Source organism: Thiorhodococcus drewsii AZ1 (genome assembly GCF_000224065.1).
GTDB classification, from domain to species: Bacteria; Pseudomonadota; Gammaproteobacteria; order Chromatiales; family Chromatiaceae; genus Imhoffiella; species Imhoffiella drewsii.
The window spans coordinates 24,500-46,146 of the sequence record NZ_AFWT01000036.1; the positions used below are offsets into that span (position 1 = coordinate 24,500).

Here is a 21,647-nt window from a genome sequence, read left to right on the forward strand (position 1 = left end):
AGCGCGACCGTCGCGGCGGGGCGCCGCTCCCACCGGTCATGCGCTTGGACCGGGCCAAACGATGCTCGAGGCCGATTGTCATCGCTGGCGGATCGCCCTGCAGGCATCCGCCCTACCGGCCTAACTGCCTCTCCACTCGCTGCCTCCATCGTGGCGCTATCAGCCGGTCGGGTGGACGAGCGAGAGCGAAGTCCACCAATTCCCGCAGCGGCGTTGGTGGACTGCGCTGCGCTGATCCACCCTACGGGAGACAACTGGCCGAAACGATGATCGAGGCCGCGCCTTGGCAAAGACGACGTCACACCTCGTTACCAGCTCAGCACTAGGCTTGCAGTCACACGATTCTCCGGGCCATCCTCATAGTTGCGGAAGCCATAGTCCATTGACGCGCTCAAATGCTCCGATAGCCTGCGGCTCAATCCAAAATCGAGGGCGTACTCATTGACTGAGGTCGCTTCTCCTGTCGTGTTCTCGCCGGTGTCACGACGCCGATCATTCAATCGCAGGAGCAGGGTAGCACTCATGGCTGATGACAGGTTGCGTGTCACTGAAAAGCGTCCTTCCGCAAACGCTTCATCCTCTTGTGGCAGTTCATAGTCACGAGTTTCGTAGGAAACACCCAGAGTCACCGTGCTACGACGCGTTTGGAGACGATATTCAAGCTCCAAGCGATCCGAAATAAAAGCTGTCTCACTCGGCATCGAGTCTATGCCGAAGACACTTGGATCCGTCCCGAACTCGGGTACGGTCGGCTCACCGAAGGGATCTTCGAAGCTGTAGACATTCTGCTGCAATCGCTGAGACCGAATGGTCTCGATCCCCCTCTCATAGCGGCCGGTCAACTGAGACCGCTTGCTCCGATGACTCACCTCGAAACGCGGTGCCCAGCCATAGTAGTGGTGTTCGAGGGCGGAAAAAAGCCGCGTGCGCACCGTTGGTGTCCAGTCGAGACCAAGCCCCCAGATCGGACCGCTCGTATCTTCCAAAGAGGCGTAGTCATTGTCCTCATAACCGACAGATGTCAGAAATCGCCAGCGCCGATCTACCCTGTACCCCAGATCGCCCTGCAAGCTGGCAAAACGATTGGTGCCTTCACCTTGATACTGCTCTTCCTCATATTCGGCCCTCAACTCGTAAAAGGCCGGCTCCCAGAAGGGTCCGTTCGTGAGTCGAGCATTCGCGACATAGCCTTGACTATCATCGTTGGCTGTATCCGAATAGAAGACACCATTCGTCTCCAGATCAACTTGCAGGTCCGAATAGCGTCCAAAACGCTCTCGGTAGCTGGGTTTGACCCGGTAGGTCCAACTGGTCTGCAGGTTATTCCCGTTGAGACCTACTGTATCGAAGGTGCCGGAGGCGAAGGAATCGATGAGTTCTTGCCGCCCCGTCACAGCAAGGTCTAGGAAGAGGTGGTCTTCATAGAGTTCAGAGACCAGATCCGCTTGCAGCCGATTATCGACACGACTACCGGAATCATCGCTCACCTCGTAGGACACCAACGCCGAATAGGCAATATTGACATCCAGATGGCGGCCATCCGCATTCAAGACGAATCCTGGCACGACCTCCCAGATAAAACCGCCGGACTTGCTACCATTGCTACCATTGCTGGAATTGAGGTTATCGCTGTATGTGAGCTTTGTGCTGAGCTGCTTGGAAAGCTGGATCCTGCTGCCAGATTTGCGCTCCTCACCAACATTGATCGTATCGCGGCGATTCAGAGCGTCGCTGTCATTCGGCTCCATGCCAAGCGCATTCGAACGCTCAAGACTTGCTCCGAATGCCGGGCAGGCAACCATCATCAGCACCCCTGCGGCCAGCATACGCGGCTCGACCGGCAGCCTGAGCAACGCAGAGCGCGGTGTCATAGGGTCCGCCAACGTCATGCGTGTTCCTACGCGCCGCTGGCGGCATCTGCTGCCGATTGATGCCCATAGCCATAACCGTAGCCATAACCGTAGCCGGCGCCAAAACGATTACCGAGACTCGGTCGGTACTTGTTCAGCAAGAGACCAATGATCTTGTCGTCACCGAGACGAGCGAGTGCATCAGCAACGGCGTGCTGCGGTGTCCGCTCAGCCGCAACAACCATGACGATCTGCCCCATCATAGAGGCCAATACAGCGCTCTCACTGGCCATGAGTAACGGCGGAGAATCGAAGATGACCACACGGTCCTGGTAGCGGGTCGAAAACTCCGTCATCAATCGCGCCATTTGCTCGCTGGCTAGGAGTTCGGTCGCGCGATCATGCCATCGCCCGGCCGGTAGCACGCGAAAATTGGGAAGATCAGTCGTGATCAAGACATCGGCAATAGAGTCGATGCTGCCATCGAGAAGATCGAGCAGACCAGCCTCAGCGTCGATTCCCAAACGCTTGGCCGCAGTCGGCCTAGCAACGTCCCCATCCACGAGCAGCACGGTGCGATCCCGTTCCGCAACGATACTCATGGCGAGGTTGATTGCCGAAAAGCTCTTGCCTTCACCCGACACGGCGCTCGTGACCATGATGAGGTTGGCGTTGTCGACAATGTCGGCGCCCTTCTTGTCAACGTTCATCAGCAGCGGCAGCTTAATCAGGCGATTCTCTTCGGCGAGCTGCGAGCGCTTCACATCAGGCGTCAGCAGACCCTCCTCTCGCATCAACTCTAACGCCAAGCGATGCACCGACGAACCCGTGCCCGCTTGCAGCGGTTCCTGCTGGCGCGCCGCTGCGCGGGGCTCATCGCCTGCGGAGACGGCAGCGGACCGCAGTGCTGGAGCAGCCGCTGGTGCTGTCACCGACGCACTCTCATCATCAGAAGCAGCGACACTCTGGCCAAGCGCCTCTCGCGCAGGGTCTAGAGAAACCTTCAAAAGTACGTCCTGAATCGTGCTCATGCGAAAACATTACTCCTTCGGGCGCCAACAACGAATGCGGCCCGCCTTGGACACGCAAGGCTCATACAGACGTACAAGCAAGATTCAGCGCTCATCGACGTCACTCCCTTATATCCATTGCTGCAGAATCGGAATCCCTTCTGCCACAAAGAGAAAACCCACTAGGAGACCGCCAGCTGCCAAGACGAAAGGAATCAGCATCAAACGCTCGTTGCGACGCTCCGCGTACGACTGCACCAATCCGACACTGCCTAAGACTGGAAGACCTGTGCCCGCATAAAGCAAGCGTCGATCATCATACACGGGACGAATCAGATCGAGCACGAGCGCCATTCCAATGCCAGCGCCCAGCGCCAAGACCAGAACGGCTGCCGCCAGAAGGATACGGTTCGGCGCAGATGGACGCAAAGGCGCGAAGGGAGGATCGACGACACGAAACTTGACCCCCTCCGATGTCTTCTCCACCTCCTCGGACAAGCGTGCCGACTCGCGGCGCTCGAGGAGTTCAGCATGCTGGCGCGCGATGGTCTCGTAGTTGCGCATCAACTGTTTCAGCTCTGCCTCGATCTGTGGGATGGTGTCGATTTTCTCTTCCAGGGCTTGGACTCGCTCGCGATAGTCGTCGACCCGCGCTTGCAGAGCAGCGACCTCGGCTTCGGCACCATTGAAGGCGACACGGATACTCCCGTAGACAGTATCGGAGCCCATATTAGCCCCTGCGCTACTGGTCACTCCCGCACTCCGGGCGGAACGCTCGCGCTCCTTGAGTTCTGCAATGCTGCGCCGCAGCTGCATGACATCCGGATGCCGATCCGTGAAGCGCAAGAGCAGATCATCCAGCTTCTGCTGCATCGCGACGATGCGCGGATCACTCCATTCCGAACTCAGAGCCGTATCCGGATCGCTCACGCCCGATATCTCGCTCAACTGCTCAGCCAATTGCTTGCGTCGCCTGACGGCCTCCTGCAGGGCGAGTTCTGCATCTCTGAGCCCGGTCTTGGCGCCCTCGAGGCTCGAGTAATAGCCGCTGTCCTCACCCGGCAGCACGCCAGTATTGTTCCGCTTGAAGTCGGCGAGTAGCTTCTCGGCATTCTCCAGGCGCATCTCGTAGTCCGAGATCTCCTGGTCGAGAAAATCCTGGGCCGTCGTGCTGGCCATCTGGTCGGAGACAAGGGCTTCCTCGATAAAGATAGAGACCAAGGACTCAACCACGCGCTTGGCTCTCTCTGGATCTCGGTCCTCGTAGGAGATGTTGTAGAGAGAAGGATTGGCTCGGTCCCCGCCGATGCGAATGCGGCGTTCGAGATCGTTCAGCAGTGCGTCCTTCGCGCGCTCCGTGTTGATATCGAGATCGAGATCGCTCATGCGCACGATCTTCTCGAGATTGGGACGATTGAGCACCATCTTACTCATGAGCGACACGCGCTCGACCAAATCAGGCTGCACTGTCAGTCCGCGCAGCAGCGGTCGCAAGACGCTATTGGTGTCGACGAAGACGCGCGCGCTCGCACGGTACTCGTCCGGGATCTGCGCGACATAGATCCAGCCGCCCACCGCAACGGCCCAGGCGACCGCCAGCGCAATCCAACGGTGGCGCCAAACGCCCCGCACGTATCGAAAGATCTGAAGTAGTAGCTCGTGCATCGTCAGCTCAGCTAAATCATTTACGGGGCTCGATCAGACGGTGTTGATCATCGGACAGCCAGGGAAAGCGATGTGCGAGCAGCGCCCCGCCGTGATCGCGCACCCGTCGCGGCGGGGCGCCGCTCCCACCGACGACGCGGCTGGGTCAAAGGACGATCGAGGCCGATCAGACTCTCGTCTACCCGAGCCGCAAAGGCAATCGCCAGCGATGTCGCTACAGCCAAGCTTCCGGGATGATGATCACATCCCCCGGCAGGAGGCTCACGTCCTCCTCGAGCCGGCCATCTCGGATGAGGTCATCCAGCTTCACCGAATAGTGCACGCGCTTACCCTCCTGATACCTGACAAGGACCGACTTGTTGCCGGCCGCGTAGTCCGTCAGCCCCCCCACGGCGATCATGAGATCGACCAACGACATATCCTTCTGGAAGGGCACTGCGGCCGGTTTGACGGCCTCTCCAAGAACGCGGATCTGCTGGGTCGGCAGACCGACGAAACCATTGACGATGACAGTCACGATGGGATAGCGCACGAAGGGCGCAAGACCTTTCTCGACCTCACGCGCGAGTTCGGAGGGGGTCTTGCCGCTGGCCTGAATGTTCTCGACCAACGGCGTTGACAGCATCCCGTCCGGCCTGACGGGCACAGTGCTAGACAACTCCTCGAGACCCCAAACGAAGATATTGACCTGGTCGCCCGGGGCAATATGGTAGACGTATCCCTCTTGGACGCTGGCTCCCCTGTCAGCATCGGGCACCGGCGGGTAAGCTTCTCGCTGCCATGCACAGCCAGCTGTCATCACGAGCAAGCCGAGCATGGAAGCTGCGGCTAGTCGACCTTTGTATCCGAAATAAGATCGCACAGTTACTGGGCTCCTTGAATGGTCTCTGTCCTGCGAAGCACTGCGTATTACATACGAACTGATGTTACGCACCGATCATTTAGAAACAATCGTTTAGCAAATGAACACGAAATGTCAGATGGCTGATTTTGTAAGCTAAAGTCTCGTGGTGCTGCGTAACATCAGATACGAAAAGTGAATGGTATCAAAATCACCATGTCGAATGATGGTAGCTTCGCACCCGAATCGATCGACGGCAGACTGACTTAGTCGGCAGCGCCCCGCAGGCCATGTTTATCCAGCAGGCCATAGAGCGTAGGACGCGTGATGCCCAGAAGACGCGCCGTCTGAGCCATATTGCCCCCTGTGCGCCCTAGGGCCTTCAACAAGAGTTGCGCTTCCGCGTCATCCCGCACGTCGCGCAGTGCTGGAAGCTCATCCTTCACCGGCGCATCGAGGCCAAGGTCTTCCGGCGACAGAAGCTTGTCATCGGCCATAATGACACCGCGCTTCATGCGGCCCTCGAGCTCACGAACATTACCGGGCCAGCTGTACTGCTCGATGGCACGCCGCGTATCCTCTCGCAACCCCTTGATGGGTTTGCCATAAGCGCAACAGTAGGTCTCGAGGAACCGATGGGCGAGCTGCAAGGCATCGCCCTCGCGCTCGCGCAACGCCGGCAAGTCGATCGCGATCTCGCTGATGCGGTAATAGAGATCTTCGCGAAATTGCCCCTCTGCGATCCGCGTCTGTAGATTCTGGTGCGTTGCGCAGATGACACGCACGTCAATCTCGATAGACACGCATCCGCCAACCCGCTCGATCACGCGCTCCTGCAAAAATCTCAACAGCTTAGCCTGCAGGGCAAAGGGCAGATCGCCGATCTCGTCGAGGAAGAGTGTGCCTCCGCACGCGTACTCGACCCTGCCGCGCTTCTGCGCTGTTGCGCCGGTGAAGGCGCCTTTCTCATGACCGAAGAGTTCGCTCTCGAGCAGGGTCTCGGGGATCGCCGCACAGTTGATCGCCACGAGCTGGCCGCCGCTTCGTGCACTCTGCTCATGGATGGCGCGCGCGACGAGTTCCTTGCCCGTGCCGCTCTCACCGAGCAAGAGCACGGTCGCGTCCGTGGGTGCAACCTTCTCGACGGCTCGACAGACCTTCAGCATCTGCGGACTGGAGGCCACGATTCCCGGCAGCGGCATGATGGATGCTTTGAAGCGCCGCTGGCGGCTCTCGGTCTCGAGTCTGTAGAGGTCATAGGCCCGCGCGGCGACCAAGTTGAGCGTCTCCGATTGGATCGGCTTGAGATAGAAGTCGTGCGCACCCTGCTCGACGGCCCGGATTGCATGCTCGCGCGCGTCGTTACCGGTGACGACCACCACCTTGATGCTTGGCGAAAGGCGCAGAATCTCGGTCAGGACCGCGAAACCTTCCGTCACACCGCCAGGATCCGGCGGCAGACCCAAGTCCAAGGTCACGACGCTCGGCTGAGCCCGTTTGACCTCGGCGACGGCCTCCTGACGATTGCTCGCGACCAGCACTTCGAAGTCGTCGAAGCACCACTTCAGCTGGCGCTGCAGGCCTGGGTCATCCTCGACCACCAGCAATCGCTTGTCCTTCTTGCTCAATGCATTGACCTCATCCGGTTAGCCAAGACCCTGGCTACAACCCCACAGCATGTCTCGTTGCCACCCAAAGGATGCCGACCATCAATACCGAGATGCCTCGTCAAACAGTCACCAGCGGCAGGCGAATCTGAAACCGACTCCCCTGCTGCGGCTGGCTGTCCACGCTCAGCTCGCCGCCCAGTTGGCGGATGACCTCGCGGCTCTCGAAAGCGCCGATCCCCATCCCGGATAGCCCCTTGGTCGAGTCGAAGGGCCGGAACAGGCGCTCGCGCATGAACTCGGGTGACATACCCACACCATCGTCTTCAATGCTGAGGAGCACATCGCCCCCATCCCGCTGCAGTTCGATACGCACGAGCCCGTCCGGGCACGTCGCCTCTTGCGCATTCTGCACAAGATGCAGCAACACATCACGCAGCCGGTCACGATTAGCGGATAAATGCAGCGTATCTGTTCCCGACGCTGGCCCCTGTACCTGCGGCTCACGCGTCCGGCTAAGCGCAATCACCTCGTCGACCAGATCTTTCAGGGCAACCTCGGCTCGCGGGGCGTCGTCCTCACCTTGGCGCAAACGCAGCATGAGCCGCTGCATCCGCTCGACAGAACTCTCGACCGTTTTGATGACGTCGTCTAAAAACTCTGGATTCTGCCGATGGCGACCGGCATTGGACAGGATCAATGACTGCTGGGCCAGCAGATTCTTGAGGTCGTGCGCCACGTAGGCCGAGGTGCGGTGCACGGCCTCGAACTGACGCGCCCTCGCCAGCGCTTGCTCGGATATCAACAGCGACACATAGCTCGCTGCCTGACAACTCGCGGTCTGCAGCAGGGCACGCTCTTCCCAGCCCAGGTGCCGCCGTGCGAGCGACGCCCCCAGAACGGCGAAGCCACAGAGCCGGCCGCGGAAGCGCAGCGGCAAGATGAGCCAAAGGTCGGAAATCGACAGGATCCAATCAGGCAGCCAGCGCCCGGAGCCCGGATCGGACGTCGTGCGCAGCTCCTGCAAGTCGATGATGTCTTCGGCTTGATCCAGCCTCGTCATCAGTGAATCGGTCTCGGCAAGCGACCGCACGGCCAATGCCTCACTCCCCCAAGAGGCAGCCAAGCCGCAGCCACCATCGTTTTCCTTAACCCACAGCATGCAAGAGCGACTCTCGACCAGCGCGGCCAGCGCCCGCGCAACAGCCAGCGGCGCGTCCTCACCAGGGGCCGCCAGCGCCGCCGTGAACCGGAGCCACTCCTTGCGATAATCGTACTTGAAGCTGAAAAAATGCTGGGCGACCAGCAAACGCAACCGCGCCCGCAAACCGCCTGAGAACAAGAGTGTGAGCAGAACGATCCCGGCCGCGACCAAGAAGGTCGTCTGCAAGAAGACGCCCCACCCTCCCCCGAGCAGACGCACATAGTAGCCGGCGGCGGCCATTGCCATCAGATAGACGCCAGCCGCCAGGAGCGTCGCGGAATGGAAGGCCACGTCGCGTGAGACATGGGCCTCCAGAGACCATGAAGGATTGCGCGCCGCAGAGACGCCGATCAGGGGGACGATCAAGGCACTCACCATGCCGCGCGCCGCCCAGAAGGTCGGTTCCAGACGATGGAGCAAGAGCGCATCCGACCAGACGAAGAGGTCGAACGCGAAGACCACACCCAGCCCCAAACAGAGATGCTTGATCTCCCAGCGCCGATCCGCCCTGCGGTTGCGGTAGACCTGCTCGACCAGCAGAAGACCGAAGATCGACTGCAGCAGCCAGGCGACCCAGAGCCCTTCTTGCACCATGGGCGCCGGAATGCCAACCCAGCCGAGCATCAGTATGAGACCGGGCAGCACGATGGCCGCGACGGTCAGTCCTAGCCAAAGATGCGCCCCGGAGGATCCGCCTGCGGGACGGGTCGACACGCCAGGCAGGGCACTGACGAGCAGCAACAGCCATCCGCCATTGCGAACCAGCTCGGAAACCACGAGCAGCCAACCTGGCGTGGCCAGATCCGCGGCGCGCGCCAAGCCCACGAGCGCCCAGGCCAGCGCGGCCGCGGCGGCAATCACCGCGATCAAACCCTTGAGGCGCCCACGCCATGCCGTTCCCAGGAGCACGGTCAGCACCAGGAAGGCAAGGCTCGCGAGAAGATAGCTGACGAGCGCGATCACGCTATGCTGGATGGAGCCGCCCGCATCTTGAACAGCCCCTCACTCAGCGGCCTCGGGGCGCCGCCCCGCGTGAGCGCCGCCAACACCTCCGCCCCCAGCGGCCCCCACCACCACACCGGGCGCCCCCGGCACAGGCGCGGCAGCTGTCGGCAAGGCCGCCCGCGCCTCCAGGCTCACGGCCGACGACGGCCCGATTCCAAGCCTGGAGCCGAGCAGCCTCCAGAGCCCCGGATCGGCAACATAGAGGCCAGCGGCCAAGAGCACGAGTGAAAGGACCAGTGCCGAGAGACCGGCAAGACGAACCCGCCATGGATGCTTTTCGGACGCGCCCGGGGCCGGGTCGGCGGGGGTTGCATCGGCGAGCTGGACTAACGGAGGCGGAACCGGGGGAGGTGCAGCCATGTCGACTGAAGCCGCGCGCTGCGTGGACGCGGCAGACGGCTGGGCGGCGCGTCCTGCCTCCTTTGGGCCGCCGGTTGACGCATTCGCGTCCGCTGACGGATCCGATCCATCCGATTCGCTCCGCTGGACACGCGCCGCGACAGGCTCACGCGGTGCCCCGACATCGGGCTTATCCGCAGACGGACCGGGAGAGGCGTGACTCGACACCCCAGCGGCAGCCATCCCAAGAGGCTCGGGCGCGCTCGCTGCCGACGTCGGCGTCAACCTCAGATCACCCGGCTCGGAGCTCGGCAGGTCGGATGCCGCCAGCCCAGAAAGCGGGTCACTCAGCAGCGCTGCACTGATGTCTCGCAGCCGAGCGTCGTTGCTCCAATCAGGCAGCGTGAGCGCCTCGTCCCTCAGCTCAGCCATCACCAGCTCCGCATCTTCGAGCCGGACTTCAGGCTCGCCAGTGACGATGCCGCGCAGCAGCAAACGGCTGCACATGAGATTTATAAGCCGCGGGATCCCGCCGCTGTAGGCGTAGACAACACCCAGCACTCCCGGAGCAAAAGAGGGCTGGCCGGTCCAGCCCGCCCCCAGCAGACGGTGCGCGACGTAACGCATCGTCTCGCTCGGAAAAAGCGGCTCGAGATGCCAGGCAGCAACGATTCTTTGATGGACTTGCTCCATCTCCGGGCGGCGAATTCGCTCACGCAGCTGCTCTTGACCCAACAGCAGGATCTGTAGCAGGGGTCTCCCAGCGTGCTCCAGATTCGTCAACAGCCGCAGCTCCTCCAAGGCGCTCACGGCCAAGTCCTGGGCCTCGTCGATCACCAAGATCGCGCGCTGGCCCGCGTCGCTGAGGCCTTCCAGACAACGCATGATCTCCTGCAGCACCAGGGCCTTGCTGGGCGCGTTCGCGGTCACACCGAGGTTGTAAGCCACCATGCGCAGGAGATCCTCGGCCTCCAGCTGAGTGCTCACCAGCACGATGGCCTTCAGCTTTGTGCGGTCGATCCTGGACCTGAGGTCATTGACCAGCGTCGTCTTCCCTGTCCCGGGCTTACCCGTGATCATGACGATGCCATCGCCACGGACCAGCGCGTAATCGATGTAGTCCCGCGCCTTCACGAAATGGTCGTGCGGGAAAGACTCCGAATGGTCGGGGCTAAGCGGGAAGGGATCCGCGCGCAGTCCGTAGAAGCTCTTGATCATCCGTTCCTCCGATCGCACTTCGGCGCAGCAGCGCTCCGTTTAGGCACGGCGAGCATCGTGCTCTGCCCGTTCAGCAGGAATCAATACCCTATTCGCCCGGATAAACTTCATCCTGACCTGGCGTGCATCGTGAGCAAAGTCGAAGCCGACTCGGTCACACACAACCTCGCAAGCCTACCACCCGCTATCGAAAAGGGCCAAGACCGCTCGGCGCTCGGGCCGCGATGGCACGTTGATCAGGGCAGTCGCGAGGCCCAGAAACCGTGACAGGCCCGTCTTGACCCGATCGACGACAGGCGTCCGCCGTAGTCGGCGGCAGAGCAAGCAAGGAAGTGCCCATCAACAACTTCCCCCTTTCGCAAAGGGGGTCATGGGGATTTCCGGCGGCATCGCTCGGGGCTCGATCGTCCTCTGGCCAAAGCGCGTGGCCGGTCGGAGCGGCGCCCCGCCGCGAGCTGTGCGCGATCGCGGCGGGGCGCCGCTCCCACCTGGCTTTGCCTGTCCGGTTGTCATCCCGCGCAGGGTGCAATCGCCCCAGCGTATTGCGCCGCATGCTTGGGATCGAAGTTCTTGGAAATCATCCAAGCAGGGAAACACTTGATGGACCATGACTAAGATCAATGGCCGAGAGCGCCAAAGAAGCTGTCAGCCCTAACAGCTGACTGCCACTTTCCGCCACGGCTGCCAGACGCAAGGCTCCTTATGCCGGTTGCTCGGTACACGTTGACGTCACCCTCATCGTGGAAGCATCATTCTGGAACGGGCAACAAACCCCGCGCAGCGATCGCCAAGAGATCTGCCGCCACAGCACGAGAGGCTGTGACCCTTGATGCGGGTTAAGGCGAACTCCGCAAATGACCTTATCCAAAAGGCGCGAGTCGGCAGGATGGGCAAAGTCCACACTCGGGGCTTGAGCGTCACCGCAGCGCTGGACGGACGTGCCAATCCTGCAAAGCGCTGCGCTGGAATGATGGGCACGCCCTTGACCCTCGGCACTCCGAATCAAGCGCATCACCAGGGCTTTGCCCATCCTTACGGGATCGGAACTGCGGATATATTGTTTGCCGGCAATCGCCTATAAAGAAGAGTCTATGCTGGATGGCCTGTACTTTGCTTGCAGTGCACAGAGTGCCGACGAAGAGGTTGACGCGGAGTGTTCTTGCACGCTGATCCCTTAGCGGATGACACTTGAACCTAGGACTAAGTCATTGAAGACAAGCGACAGGAGAGGACGACTCAATGGAGAATCAGGAAACGGCTCAAATGCAAGATCTCAGCGCCGAAGAGCGCATGAGGCACTATCAAAAAGCACTCGAGACCTGCCGCGCTCCAGCCTGCTTTCGCGAAGAGGTCCTGCAGAATGTCTACCGCAGCCTGATCGACGAGTACCGAGCACAAGCTCAAAGGAGCGACTGACCTAGAGACTGTCTGGAAACCATCTTCGAGGCATCGATAGGAGGGTTGTACAAGGGGCGACTTCAGTCGCCCCGAGTTTCCAGGCAGAGCTTCTAACAGCGTCAGCGTCATCGCGCAACCGACGTCAGAAACAGCGTCGGCGCCAGGCAAGACTCACTGCGCTCGCAGGCGCGCCAATAAGGACTCCGCCGCGGCGCGCTCCGCAAAGCCCTGATCCAGCGCGAGGGCCGTCTGCAGCGCCTTGATCGCTTGGTCCGGCGCCCCGGCACGCGCGAGGATGCTCGCCTTGTGGAAGAGGATGCTGGCATTCTCCGGCGCCTTCTGGTGCGCCTCCTCCACCAAGCGCTGCGCCTCCGCCAGTTGCCCCTGCTCGCCGAGCAGCACCGCCAGGGTGTCGGCGATATCCGCCGAGTCCGGCGAGATGGCATGCGCCTGCCGGCCGTACTCCAGGGCCTTGTCCGGCTGCTCCTCTCTGAGCAGCCAGGCCAGATTGTTCAGCGCGATCGGATTGGCGCCGCCCAGAGCGAGCGAGCGCTCATAGTGCTCGGCCGCCTCCTTCTGCTTGCCGACATTCATATAGAGCATCCCGACCTCGAAATGCACCAGGCCGTCGTTCGGATGCTTGTCCAGCCAGGCCGTCATGTCGCGCCAGGCGCCCTCAATGTCTTGGGATTTCACCTTGACGCGCGCCATCCACAGCAGACTCACAGAGCTTGGTGACTGCTTGAACAACTTGCCGTAGATCTCACCCGCGCGCCCGAGGTCATCTTGAGCCTCCGCAAGATTACCCTCCAGCACCATCACGTCCTGACTGTCGGCGCCGACGATGCGCTTGAGCGCGTCGATCCGCGCCTCGGCCTCGTCGACGGCCTTCTTGAGGATGGCGAGGCGCGCGAGCCCGTTGAGTGCCGCGACCGAGTCCGGCTGCAAGCGCAGTGCCCGCTCGAGGGCACGCTCCGCGCCCGCCTCGTCGCCCAGCCCCGCCTGGGCGCCCGCCAAGGCCACCAGGATTTGCGGGTCGTCGGGACGCAGGCGCTCGAGCTGGCGCAGCGTCTTGGCCGCCGCCTCATAGCGCTCCAGCTTCAGCTGCGCCTCGGCCTCCAGGCCCAGCAGCCCGGGGTCGTCCCCATGGATCGTCCGGGCCTCATCGAGCAGGCTCAGCGCGCGTGCCGCATTGTCCTGCCGCAGCCAGTAGGCCGCCAAATAGAGTCGCGGCGTCAGGAGCAGTGGATTACCTTGCACGGCTTGGTTCAAAGACGCCTGCGCCGCGAGCGGGTCATCGCGCAACAGGGCCAGCCGTGCCAGCCCGACGAGCAGGTCGACATCCACCGGGTGCCGCTCCAGGCTGGCCTCATAGAGGCGCTGGGCCTCATCCAGATCACCCTGGGTGATGGCAATCTCCGCCAAGCCTCGGGTCGCCGCCGGGCTGCCCGGCTCAAGGGCCAGGGCGCGACCGAAGGACTGTGCCGCCAGCTCGGTCTGGCCCTCGCGCTGATAGAGGGTGCCAAGCAGCAGATGCACGCCGGGCGCATTCGGCTGGCGGTCACGCAGCGCCTGCGCCGCTTCCAGCGCACGCTGCGGGTTGCCGTCGCGCACATAGCCGAGGATCAGCTGTTCGGCCGCGCCCTGCAGCCCCAGATCGATAGCCAAGGCCTTGCCTGTGCCGCCCAGCAATTCCTGGAACGCCTGATTAGCGGCCGTCAGGTTGCCGCGCAGGTCGGCGATCTGGGCCTCGATCAAGAGCACCTCGCGGTCGGACGCGCCCAGGCGCTCGCGCAAGCCACGCAGACCACGCTCGGCCGCCGCGATATCCTTCCGCGCGACCGCCAGCTTGGTCAGCCCGAGCCGCGCCGGCAGGTACTCGGGATCCAGGTCGAGCGCCTTCTCCAGGCTCGCATTCGCCTCATCAAGCTTGCCCAGCTCGGCGCTCGCGCTGGCAAGGCTGACCAGCAGCCCCGGCTCTTCGTTGACGGCGTCGCCCAGCCGCAGCAGGGTCGCGCGCGCGGCGCCATAGTCGGCCAGCGCGAGCTGGGCGCTGGCCGTCAGGCGGAGCGCGCCCGGCTTGGCGGCCGCGTCGTCGTCCAGCAAGGCCAGCAGCCGCAGCGTCTGGGCCGGGCTACCCAGGCGCAGCTCCTGGGCGCCGACCTCCAGGATGGCATCCACCGCCTTGGGACCGCTCGCCAAGGCCTGCTCGACATAGCCGCGTGCCGCCTCGCCATCACCCATCGCCAAGGCAATGCGCGCCAGCTGGGCCAGCCGGGCGTCGGACTCGGGATGGTAGGCGAGACTGGATTCAAGGACATGGCGCGCGCGCTCGAGATCCCCCGTCTGCGCGGCCAGCTCGGCCACGCCGACCGCCGCGGCCAGTCTGCCGGGGTCCTTGTCCAGCGCGGCATTGAAATCCTGCAGGGCGGCGTCGGATTCTCCGCGCGCCAGGCTCACCAGCCCTGTCAGGGCAAGCGCCGCGGGTCCGTCAGACGACTCCTTGCGATAGGCATCGGCCAGTGATCCGGCCTCTTCCAGATCCCCCGCGCGCAGTGCTTTCAGAACGCCCTGAGCGGACGCGGTCTGCAACGCGGGATCCTCCGTCAGAGCCGCCTTGAGCTGGTCGAGACCGGCCGCATTCGAGCCTTGGGCCAGCAGCGCGGCGCCGGCCCTGACCGCCTCGGCGGGCGAGCTGATGATCGCCTGCCGGACTTGACGCAGCACGGCCAAGCCCTCGTCACGCTTGCCCTGCATCATCAGGGCACTGGCGAGCAGGTCCATGGAGGCCGCGTCGTTCGGCAGCTGCGCCAAGAGCTGACGCGCCAGCGCCTCCGCCTCCTCCAGCTCACCGAGCTGAAGCAGCGTCATGCCCAGCATGCGGCGCGTGGTGATTTCGTCCGGCCGCGCCGAGACGGCGCGCTCTAGGTAGATGCGCGCCATCGCCGGCTCGCCGAGTGCCAGCTGATTGCTTCCGGCCAGGGCCAGGGAGGCCCCTTCGGCGGGCAACTTGCCGAGCGCGGCATCCAAGTAAGAGCGGGCGGAACGATAGTCCTGCCGGAGATAGGCGAGCAGGCCATCCGCGTAATCGAGCTGGGGCGATTCCTTGAGCTTGGCGCGCAAGGCTTTCAGGTCTTCTTCGGCAGCGTCTAGGCTGCCGGCCTGCAGGCGCACGAGGGCGCGCGTCAGCTGGGCGCGAAGAGACTGAGCAGGATCGGCCATAGCTTTCGTGAGGGCCGACTCAGCCGCGTCCAGCTGTCCGGAGCTGCGTTCGATCGCAGCCATCAGAAGCCAGCCATCCGCTCGGTCGGGAGCATCTTCCAAGACGGACTTGACTCTCTCGCGAGCCTCGGTGAAGCGACCAAGCTCTGACTCCACATGGGCCATCGCAAGTCGACCTTCGTTCGATGCAGCATCCAGAGCTAGGGCCGAAGCCGCCTTCTCCTCAGCCGCTAAAATTCTTTCACGGGCAAGCAACGACTCTGCTTGCGTAGCCAGCACGGATGCTCGCACGACAGGAGAAAGATCGTTCCCCACCGCGAGCGCGTCGAGCTTCTCGTATACGCCTTCACCCAGCAAAGCTGTGGCAAGATCCCTAAGCAAGTCCGAATTCGAGATGCCAAGCTGCTGTGCTCGCTCGAGTTCGCGCGTGGCCGACACATAATTACCCTGACGAAGGAAAGCGCGACCGAGCAGCCAGCGAGCGGCTGGATCATCCGGCGCAATCTGAAGCGCGCTCTTAAAATTGATCACTGCAACGCTCAGATCGCCGTGATCCAAAGCGCGTCGCCCCTCGGATAGGTATTGCTCGAACGAATGCGATTCGCTACAGCCAACCAGAGGTCCTGCACTTAACAGAATAATCAGGAAGGTAGTCGCTATTGATCTATGCGTCATACGGACGGTCCGGGAATAGTCGAAACCCACTAGGAGGTCGCTTGCCATGAAGCAAGATCATACCAGGGCCAGTAACAAAAAAGGAAAAGAGCCAGATCCTGGTGAATCTGACTCTTCCGGAACACTAGAGAACCAACGTAAGGGACCGTCCACTAACTATTTCCCGATTTATTCGGCCTGATGGTGTAGTTTAGATTGGGGCAGAGGCGTCGCCGTCGCATGTTCAGTGCCGCCATGTCTTGCAAGCTGATTTTGATCCCTTTGGCGTACACCGTCGTATCGAGGATGGCTTTGATCTGTAGTCGCGTCGTAGTGGTTGTGCCACGGATGAGTGCCAGCATGGTGTCGAGCGAACGCAGCGGATGGCCGGCCCAATTGCGGCTGATCTGACTGAACAGGCGATGTTCGATGGGGTTCCATTTGGAGGCGCCGCTGGGGTAATGGCAGACGGTGACGCTCAGGCCGATCTCGTTGGCGAGACGTTGGAGTTCACGCTTCCACAGACGCGGACGATATCCATTGCAGCCGCCCGCGTCGGCCTCGATCAGCAGATGGTCAGCATGCGGATAGCGTGCGCGCCCCAGTTGCTCCCACCAGTGGCGAATCGAGGTGACGGCGAACGCGGCGGTGGTGGCAGAGGTCCCGACGTTGACCAATGCCTCGTTGGCTTGCGCATCATAGACGCCATAGGGTGTCGCTCGGCAGAGGGCGTCGCTGGGAAAATCATAGGTATTGACGATATCGGCGTGTCGACAATACCGTGAGCCGGCATTTTTGAACGCCCCGATCAGCTCGGATTTCTTGGCGTCCACGCTGATGACCGGCTGGCCGTGGCGCTGAAACTGCCCCTTGAGGCGCTGGATGAACCGGTATTGCTGATCGCGCTGCGGGTGGGGGTTGCCGATCAGTCGTTTGACGTTGGTCTTGAGCGAATAGCCCAGCGGCTTGAGCAGACGCCCGACGGTGGTGGCACAGCCTCGCCCCAGACGCTCGGCCAGGGATCGCAAGCTGCTACGGGTGTATTGGGTACGCCCTTGCGGATCCCCGCCGGTTTCCGGCTCGACCAGCGCCAGCAGATCGGCCTCAAGGCGCGGATCCTTTTTTCAAAGGGGGACGTCCCCCGCCAACGCGACGCACTCGGTCACGTGGGCAGTCCGACAATCCCGCCGCAACGTCCAGGCGCCCTTGGCGCACGGTTTTCGTATCTAGCCCTGTTACCTCAGATACCCACTTCGTCCCGCCGTGACCAACAACCTCCGACAACAGAGCCGCCACCCAGCGGCGGTGCTTCTCGTTGAGCTGATCAAAGACCACCTTGACATGCCCTTCTACGGCTTCCGGAATCACGACCTCAACCGCTGCCATCCCGCACCCTCGGATATCACTTCATGATCGACCAAGCATACCGACTACGATGAAATCGGGAAACAGTTGATGGACACTTCCTAAATATAGCCACCCGGTCTGATATCCATACAGGCCCCTTCGGTGAATCCCTGGAAACACTGGCTAGAATCAAGGGGCCAGTACGAGTATCATGCAGAATGGCTATAGCATCAAGCGGCTACGGTTATGTCATCTACCTTTCGGCGGCGCCACCTGGCGAACAGCAGCGCTGAAAGCAACCCAGCCCCCAGTAGCGCGAGTACGCCCGGCTCTGGAACTACAGAACTGCCGGCGACAACGGCGAAGATGCCGAAATTAGGCATGATGGAACCACCAGTTAGCGAAAACGTCAAATTAGCGGGAAGATGAAATGACGCTACGCCGGACAGGACTTCGCCGGTAATCGTATCAATAGTCAGCCAATCGGAAGCCGTAGGCGTCGAAATCGTGAGAATACCCCCATTAAGAGCGGCAGTAACGTCTTGTCCATTAACCTGTGGGTTTGGCATACTCGGCGACACGGATATAGCAAGATCGACGCCGGGGGTAAAGGTGATACCCCCAATCATTATCTCACCGGCATATACATTCTGCGCAAAGCCTAGCAATATCGAGACGATGAGAAAAGCACGCTTAAGCATAAGAACCACCCTAGAGGTTGAACAAAGAACACACCACTTTCCAACATATTGGCGAAAACTTGCCGCAGGTTGCAAGGCACTATAGAGGGAATTCGCTAGTGTGTTCGCCAAAAATCACAACATTTCAGTAGCAGCCTTGCCACACAAGTTACATCAAGCACAGAATGCGCCAACTTAAGAAAACCGGCGATAGCATGAGTCCTACTTGCGGTTCCCCACAGAAATCCAAAGCTAAGATATCAAGCACACAGACGCCTAAAAAAGCGAAGAAAATGCCTGCATAATGCACCATCTAACGAGAAACGCAGTCCGCAACGTGGAGGCTGAGACTGCCAAACTTCAACTTGCAAACAGCAGATGTCGAGCCGAGAACCGAGACCACTGGCATTGAGCGATATCGACCAAGTGGTCGATGTGTAAAATCAATCGACACAATGACGCCTCGAGCAGAGCAGAGCAGAGCAGAGCAGAGCAGAGCAGAGCAGCAGTATAGCGGCCCACTTTCGCAGTGGCATCCATCGAGGTCTGTGAACACATGCCACCCATTTCGCACGTCCCGATACCCTGGTCCCCGCCAGGCCCGACCACCCAAACCAACTCGATCAGCCAGTGGCTCCTGGAGCCGCATCCCACGAGTCTTACCCTGATCGTAAGCAGCACCCTTGGCATCCTCCAGGCAAGCGCCAAGCTGAACGATCTGCTCCGGATCAGCGGACCGGAGCTACACAACTGCCCCTGCTGCCACCTCGACGCCACGCCGGCCATGGTGTGCCGGCACCGGACTCTCTTCCGCGATCTCGAACCCTACAGCGAAACCCTCCTCATGCGCCTCGGAGACGGCGAGCCGCAGCCCGTGCGCGTCATCGGCTTCCCGATCATCGAGCCAGACGGCCGCATCCTGCTCGCGGAGACCATCCGACCCTTGGGGCCATTGCGCCAAGCGCCGCGACTCGTCGGCCAATCGGCCACCTTCCAGCGCCACCTCCAGGAGCTGCGCCAGGCCGCCGCCACCGAGGCCTCCGTGCTCCTGCACGGCGAGACGGGCTCCGGCAAGGAGCTGGCCGCCGAGCTGCTGCACCAGCAGTCGCCGCGCGCGGACGGCCCCTTCATCGTGGTCGACTGCACCGTGCTCAGCGAGGACCTCTTCGAGAGCGAACTCTTCGGACACGTCAAGGGCGCCTTCACCGGCGCGACCAGCCACAAGACGGGGCTCATGGAGCTGGCCGACAAGGGCACCCTCTTCCTCGACGAGATCGGCGAGCTGCCGCTCTCGCAGCAGCCCAAGCTGCTGCGCGCGCTGGAGACCGGCACCTTCCGCCCGGTCGGCGCCACCAAGACCCGCAGGGCCAAGGTCCGGGTCATCAGCGCGACACACCAGGATCTGCCTGCGCTCATCCAGCGCGGCGCCTTCCGGCAAGACCTCTACTATCGGCTCGCCGTGCTGCCCATCGGCATCCCCGCCCTGCGCGAGCGACGCGAGGACATCCCGGCCATGACGGAGCATATCTTGCAGCAGATTGCAGCCGAGCGCCCGCGCGCCTATCGGCTGGGCAAAGAGGCGATGCGCAAGCTCTTGGGCTACAGCTACCCCGGAAACATCCGCGAGCTGCGCAACCTCCTGCAGCTCGCCACGGCGCTGAGCCCCGAGGGCGAGATCCCGGCCGAGGTCATTCGGATCCCCACCCATGCACCGGCCGCCGCTGCCCCGGAATGCGGTGTAAAGCTAACCGACAGTGCCGCAACCGCAGGCTTGGGCCTCTCGCCCATCGAGCTTGCCGAGCGCCAGTACATTCTGGACCTGCTGCGCGAGTATCACGGCAGCCGCAGGGGGCTCGCCGAGCGTATGGGCATCAGCGAGCGGACGCTTTACCGCAAACTCAAGCGCTATGCGCTCAATGTCCCAAATGGCTGAACTAGAGAGACCCATCGACACCCTCATCACGGCCCACCCGGGCGGTCTGCTCGGCTGGAGTCAGGCGGTCTGCTCCGCGCCGATAGGCGAACTGACGCCGCCGGGCGACATCCGCGCCTTGATTCGCGACAACGACGATCTGCCGCCGCTGCCCGAGATCACCAAGCGCCTGCAAGCCTTCCAGCACGACCCGAACGCCAGTGCCGCGGGCCTGGCCGAGATCGTCATGCTCGATCCCATGGTCGCCGGCCAGATCCTCCGCTGGGCCAACGCCGCCTACTACGGTCTGCCTACGCCGGTCGTCGAGTTGCGCGACGCTATCACCCGGGTGCTCGGCTTCAAGCGCGCACTCAGCCAGGCGCTCGCCCTGAGCGCCCTGGCCCCGCTGCGTACCCCCGAGACCGGCCCCATCGGGCGCGACCACGTCTGGCGGCACGGGCTCCTCAGCGGTCGGCTCCTCGAGGCCCTTGCCGCCGAGCTTCCGGGCACGCTCCAAGTCTCCGCCGACTGGCTGCAGCTCGCCGGTCTGATGCACAACATCGGGCACCTGCTGCTCGGGCACCTGCTGCCCAGGCAGCACGCGCTGGTCAGCCTGGTCCTGACCCAGAATCCGACCATCCCGCTGACCAGCCTCGAGCGCTTCGCCATCGGGGTCGAGCACACCCAGCTCGGCGCCTGGCTGCTGGAGGTCTGGGGACTCCCCGAGCCACTGCGCACACTGGTTCGACATCATCACAATCCGGCCTACCAGGGCCGCGACGAGACGCTGGTCCTGCTGCTGTGCCTCGCCGACGCCCTGCTCGCCGAGACTCCGCCTGGGATTGGCGCACCCATGAACGCGAACCAACTCACCGCACTTCAGCAACGTCTCAACCTCAGTGCAGAGCGGTGTCAAGACACTTTACAGGCCGTCCTCTCCTCCGAGCAGGATTCCGACCCGAAGTGACAGGGCGAGCGCGTATTAACGCTAGATCTGACATGATGTTGCGGTCCCTTGTTCGCCAATCGCCTTGAGGAGCCTCGCGTGTCTGCCAGCCTGATCGAGCATTTTGCCAGTCTTGAAGATCCCCGTGTTGAGCGTAACAAGCTGTATCCGCTTGAAGACATTCTGGTGTTGACTGTCTGCGGGGTACTGAGCGGGGCGGACGGCTGGGAAGCGATCGAGCAGTTTGGAGAGGTGAAGTTGGAGTGGCTGCGTCGCTTTTGTCGGTTCGAGAACGGGATTCCGTCGCATGATTGCATTGCCAACGTGATCTCACGGCTCAATCCTAAGCGGTTTGAAGACTGCTTCATCCGTTGGACGCAGGCCGTCACTGGGACCACGCAGGGCGAGGTGATTGCGGTGGACGGCAAGACGGCCCGAGGCTCGCGCGACCGACGCCGGGGGCGTGCGGCGCTACACATGGTCAGTGCTTGGGCCGTATCGAATCGTTTGGTGCTTGGGCAAGAAGCCACGGCGGAGAAATCCAATGAGATCACGGCAATTCCCGAGTTGCTTGAACTCTTGGCGCTCCAGGGCTGTATCGTCACGATCGATGCAATGGGCTGTCAGCGTGCCATCGCCGAGCAGATCCGTTCGTTCCCAGGGCGGGGATTATGTGCTTGGGCTCAAAGACAACCAGAGCACGCTGCAAGAGCCTGTCGAGGATTTCTTCACCACCGCCGTTGCGGGCC

Annotated in this window: 14 protein-coding genes; 4 read left to right on the forward strand and 10 right to left on the reverse strand. The window is 62.1% G+C overall.

The features are described 5' to 3' along the window. Nucleotides 1–308 precede the first annotated feature (308 nt). The 7 genes from THIDRDRAFT_RS18515 to THIDRDRAFT_RS24075 all read right to left on the reverse strand — a co-directional run bounded on the left by THIDRDRAFT_RS18515 (nt 309) and on the right by THIDRDRAFT_RS24075 (nt 10,739). Entirely contained in the window at nt 309–1,889 is a 1,581-nt protein-coding gene (locus THIDRDRAFT_RS18515; protein WP_007042439.1) for a TIGR03016 family PEP-CTERM system-associated outer membrane protein, read from the reverse strand. 8 nt (nt 1,890–1,897) lie between these two features. After that, nucleotides 1,898–2,881: an XrtA-associated tyrosine autokinase gene (locus tag THIDRDRAFT_RS18520; RefSeq protein WP_007042440.1), complete on the reverse strand. Its 984-nt coding sequence runs from the start codon at nt 2,879–2,881 to the stop codon at nt 1,898–1,900. Between the two features lie 108 nt (nt 2,882–2,989). Next, complete coding sequence (locus THIDRDRAFT_RS18525) at nt 2,990–4,525, reverse strand: XrtA system polysaccharide chain length determinant (RefSeq protein WP_007042441.1); 1,536 nt, start codon at nt 4,523–4,525, stop codon at nt 2,990–2,992. Nucleotides 4,526–4,739: 214 nt separating this feature from the next. Then, nucleotides 4,740–5,342: an XrtA/PEP-CTERM system exopolysaccharide export protein gene (locus THIDRDRAFT_RS18530; RefSeq protein WP_083827524.1), complete on the reverse strand. Its 603-nt coding sequence runs from the start codon at nt 5,340–5,342 to the stop codon at nt 4,740–4,742. 290 nt (nt 5,343–5,632) lie between these two features. Further along, entirely contained in the window at nt 5,633–6,994 is a 1,362-nt protein-coding gene (prsR, locus tag THIDRDRAFT_RS18535) for a PEP-CTERM-box response regulator transcription factor (protein ID WP_007042443.1), read from the reverse strand. Between the two features lie 100 nt (nt 6,995–7,094). Beyond that, nucleotides 7,095–9,140, reverse strand: a complete 2,046-nt coding sequence (gene prsK, locus THIDRDRAFT_RS18540) for an XrtA/PEP-CTERM system histidine kinase PrsK (RefSeq protein WP_007042444.1) — start codon at nt 9,138–9,140, stop codon at nt 7,095–7,097. 39 nt (nt 9,141–9,179) lie between these two features. Next, nucleotides 9,180–10,739, reverse strand: a complete 1,560-nt coding sequence (locus tag THIDRDRAFT_RS24075) for an AAA family ATPase (RefSeq protein ID WP_007042445.1) — start codon at nt 10,737–10,739, stop codon at nt 9,180–9,182. A 1,239-nt stretch (nt 10,740–11,978) separates the two neighbouring features. Here THIDRDRAFT_RS24075 and THIDRDRAFT_RS26230 point away from each other — a divergent pair. Next, a complete protein-coding gene (locus THIDRDRAFT_RS26230; RefSeq protein WP_007042446.1) occupies nt 11,979–12,155 on the forward strand; it encodes a hypothetical protein in 177 nt (58 codons plus the stop codon). Nucleotides 12,156–12,308: 153 nt separating this feature from the next. On the opposite strand, the gene prsT is transcribed toward THIDRDRAFT_RS26230, so the two are convergent. From prsT to THIDRDRAFT_RS18570, 3 genes are all read right to left on the reverse strand, one after another. Next, the gene (gene prsT, locus THIDRDRAFT_RS18555; protein WP_007042447.1) at nt 12,309–16,082 is read right to left on the reverse strand and encodes an XrtA/PEP-CTERM system TPR-repeat protein PrsT; all 3,774 of its coding nucleotides are present in this window, start codon (nt 16,080–16,082) and stop codon (nt 12,309–12,311) included. Between the two features lie 104 nt (nt 16,083–16,186). Beyond that, nucleotides 16,187–17,110: an ISAzo13 family transposase gene (locus tag THIDRDRAFT_RS18565; protein ID WP_083827525.1), complete on the reverse strand. Its 924-nt coding sequence runs from the start codon at nt 17,108–17,110 to the stop codon at nt 16,187–16,189. Between the two features lie 480 nt (nt 17,111–17,590). Next, complete coding sequence (locus tag THIDRDRAFT_RS18570; RefSeq protein ID WP_139058808.1) at nt 17,591–18,061, reverse strand: PEP-CTERM sorting domain-containing protein; 471 nt, start codon at nt 18,059–18,061, stop codon at nt 17,591–17,593. Between the two features lie 535 nt (nt 18,062–18,596). On the opposite strand from THIDRDRAFT_RS18570, the gene THIDRDRAFT_RS18575 reads away from it, so the two are divergent. From THIDRDRAFT_RS18575 to THIDRDRAFT_RS18585, 3 genes are all read left to right on the forward strand, one after another. Continuing rightward, nucleotides 18,597–19,973, forward strand: a complete 1,377-nt coding sequence (locus THIDRDRAFT_RS18575) for a sigma-54 interaction domain-containing protein (protein ID WP_007042450.1) — start codon at nt 18,597–18,599, stop codon at nt 19,971–19,973. Then, on the forward strand, nt 19,966–20,919 hold the full coding sequence (locus tag THIDRDRAFT_RS18580) for an HDOD domain-containing protein (protein ID WP_159105432.1): 954 nt from the start codon (nt 19,966–19,968) through the stop codon (nt 20,917–20,919). The genes THIDRDRAFT_RS18575 and THIDRDRAFT_RS18580 overlap by 8 nt, the downstream gene beginning before the upstream one ends. Nucleotides 20,920–20,997: 78 nt before the next feature. Next, the coding region (locus THIDRDRAFT_RS18585) for an ISAs1 family transposase (RefSeq protein ID WP_007042452.1) at nt 20,998–21,647 on the forward strand (650 nt) is incomplete at its 3' end.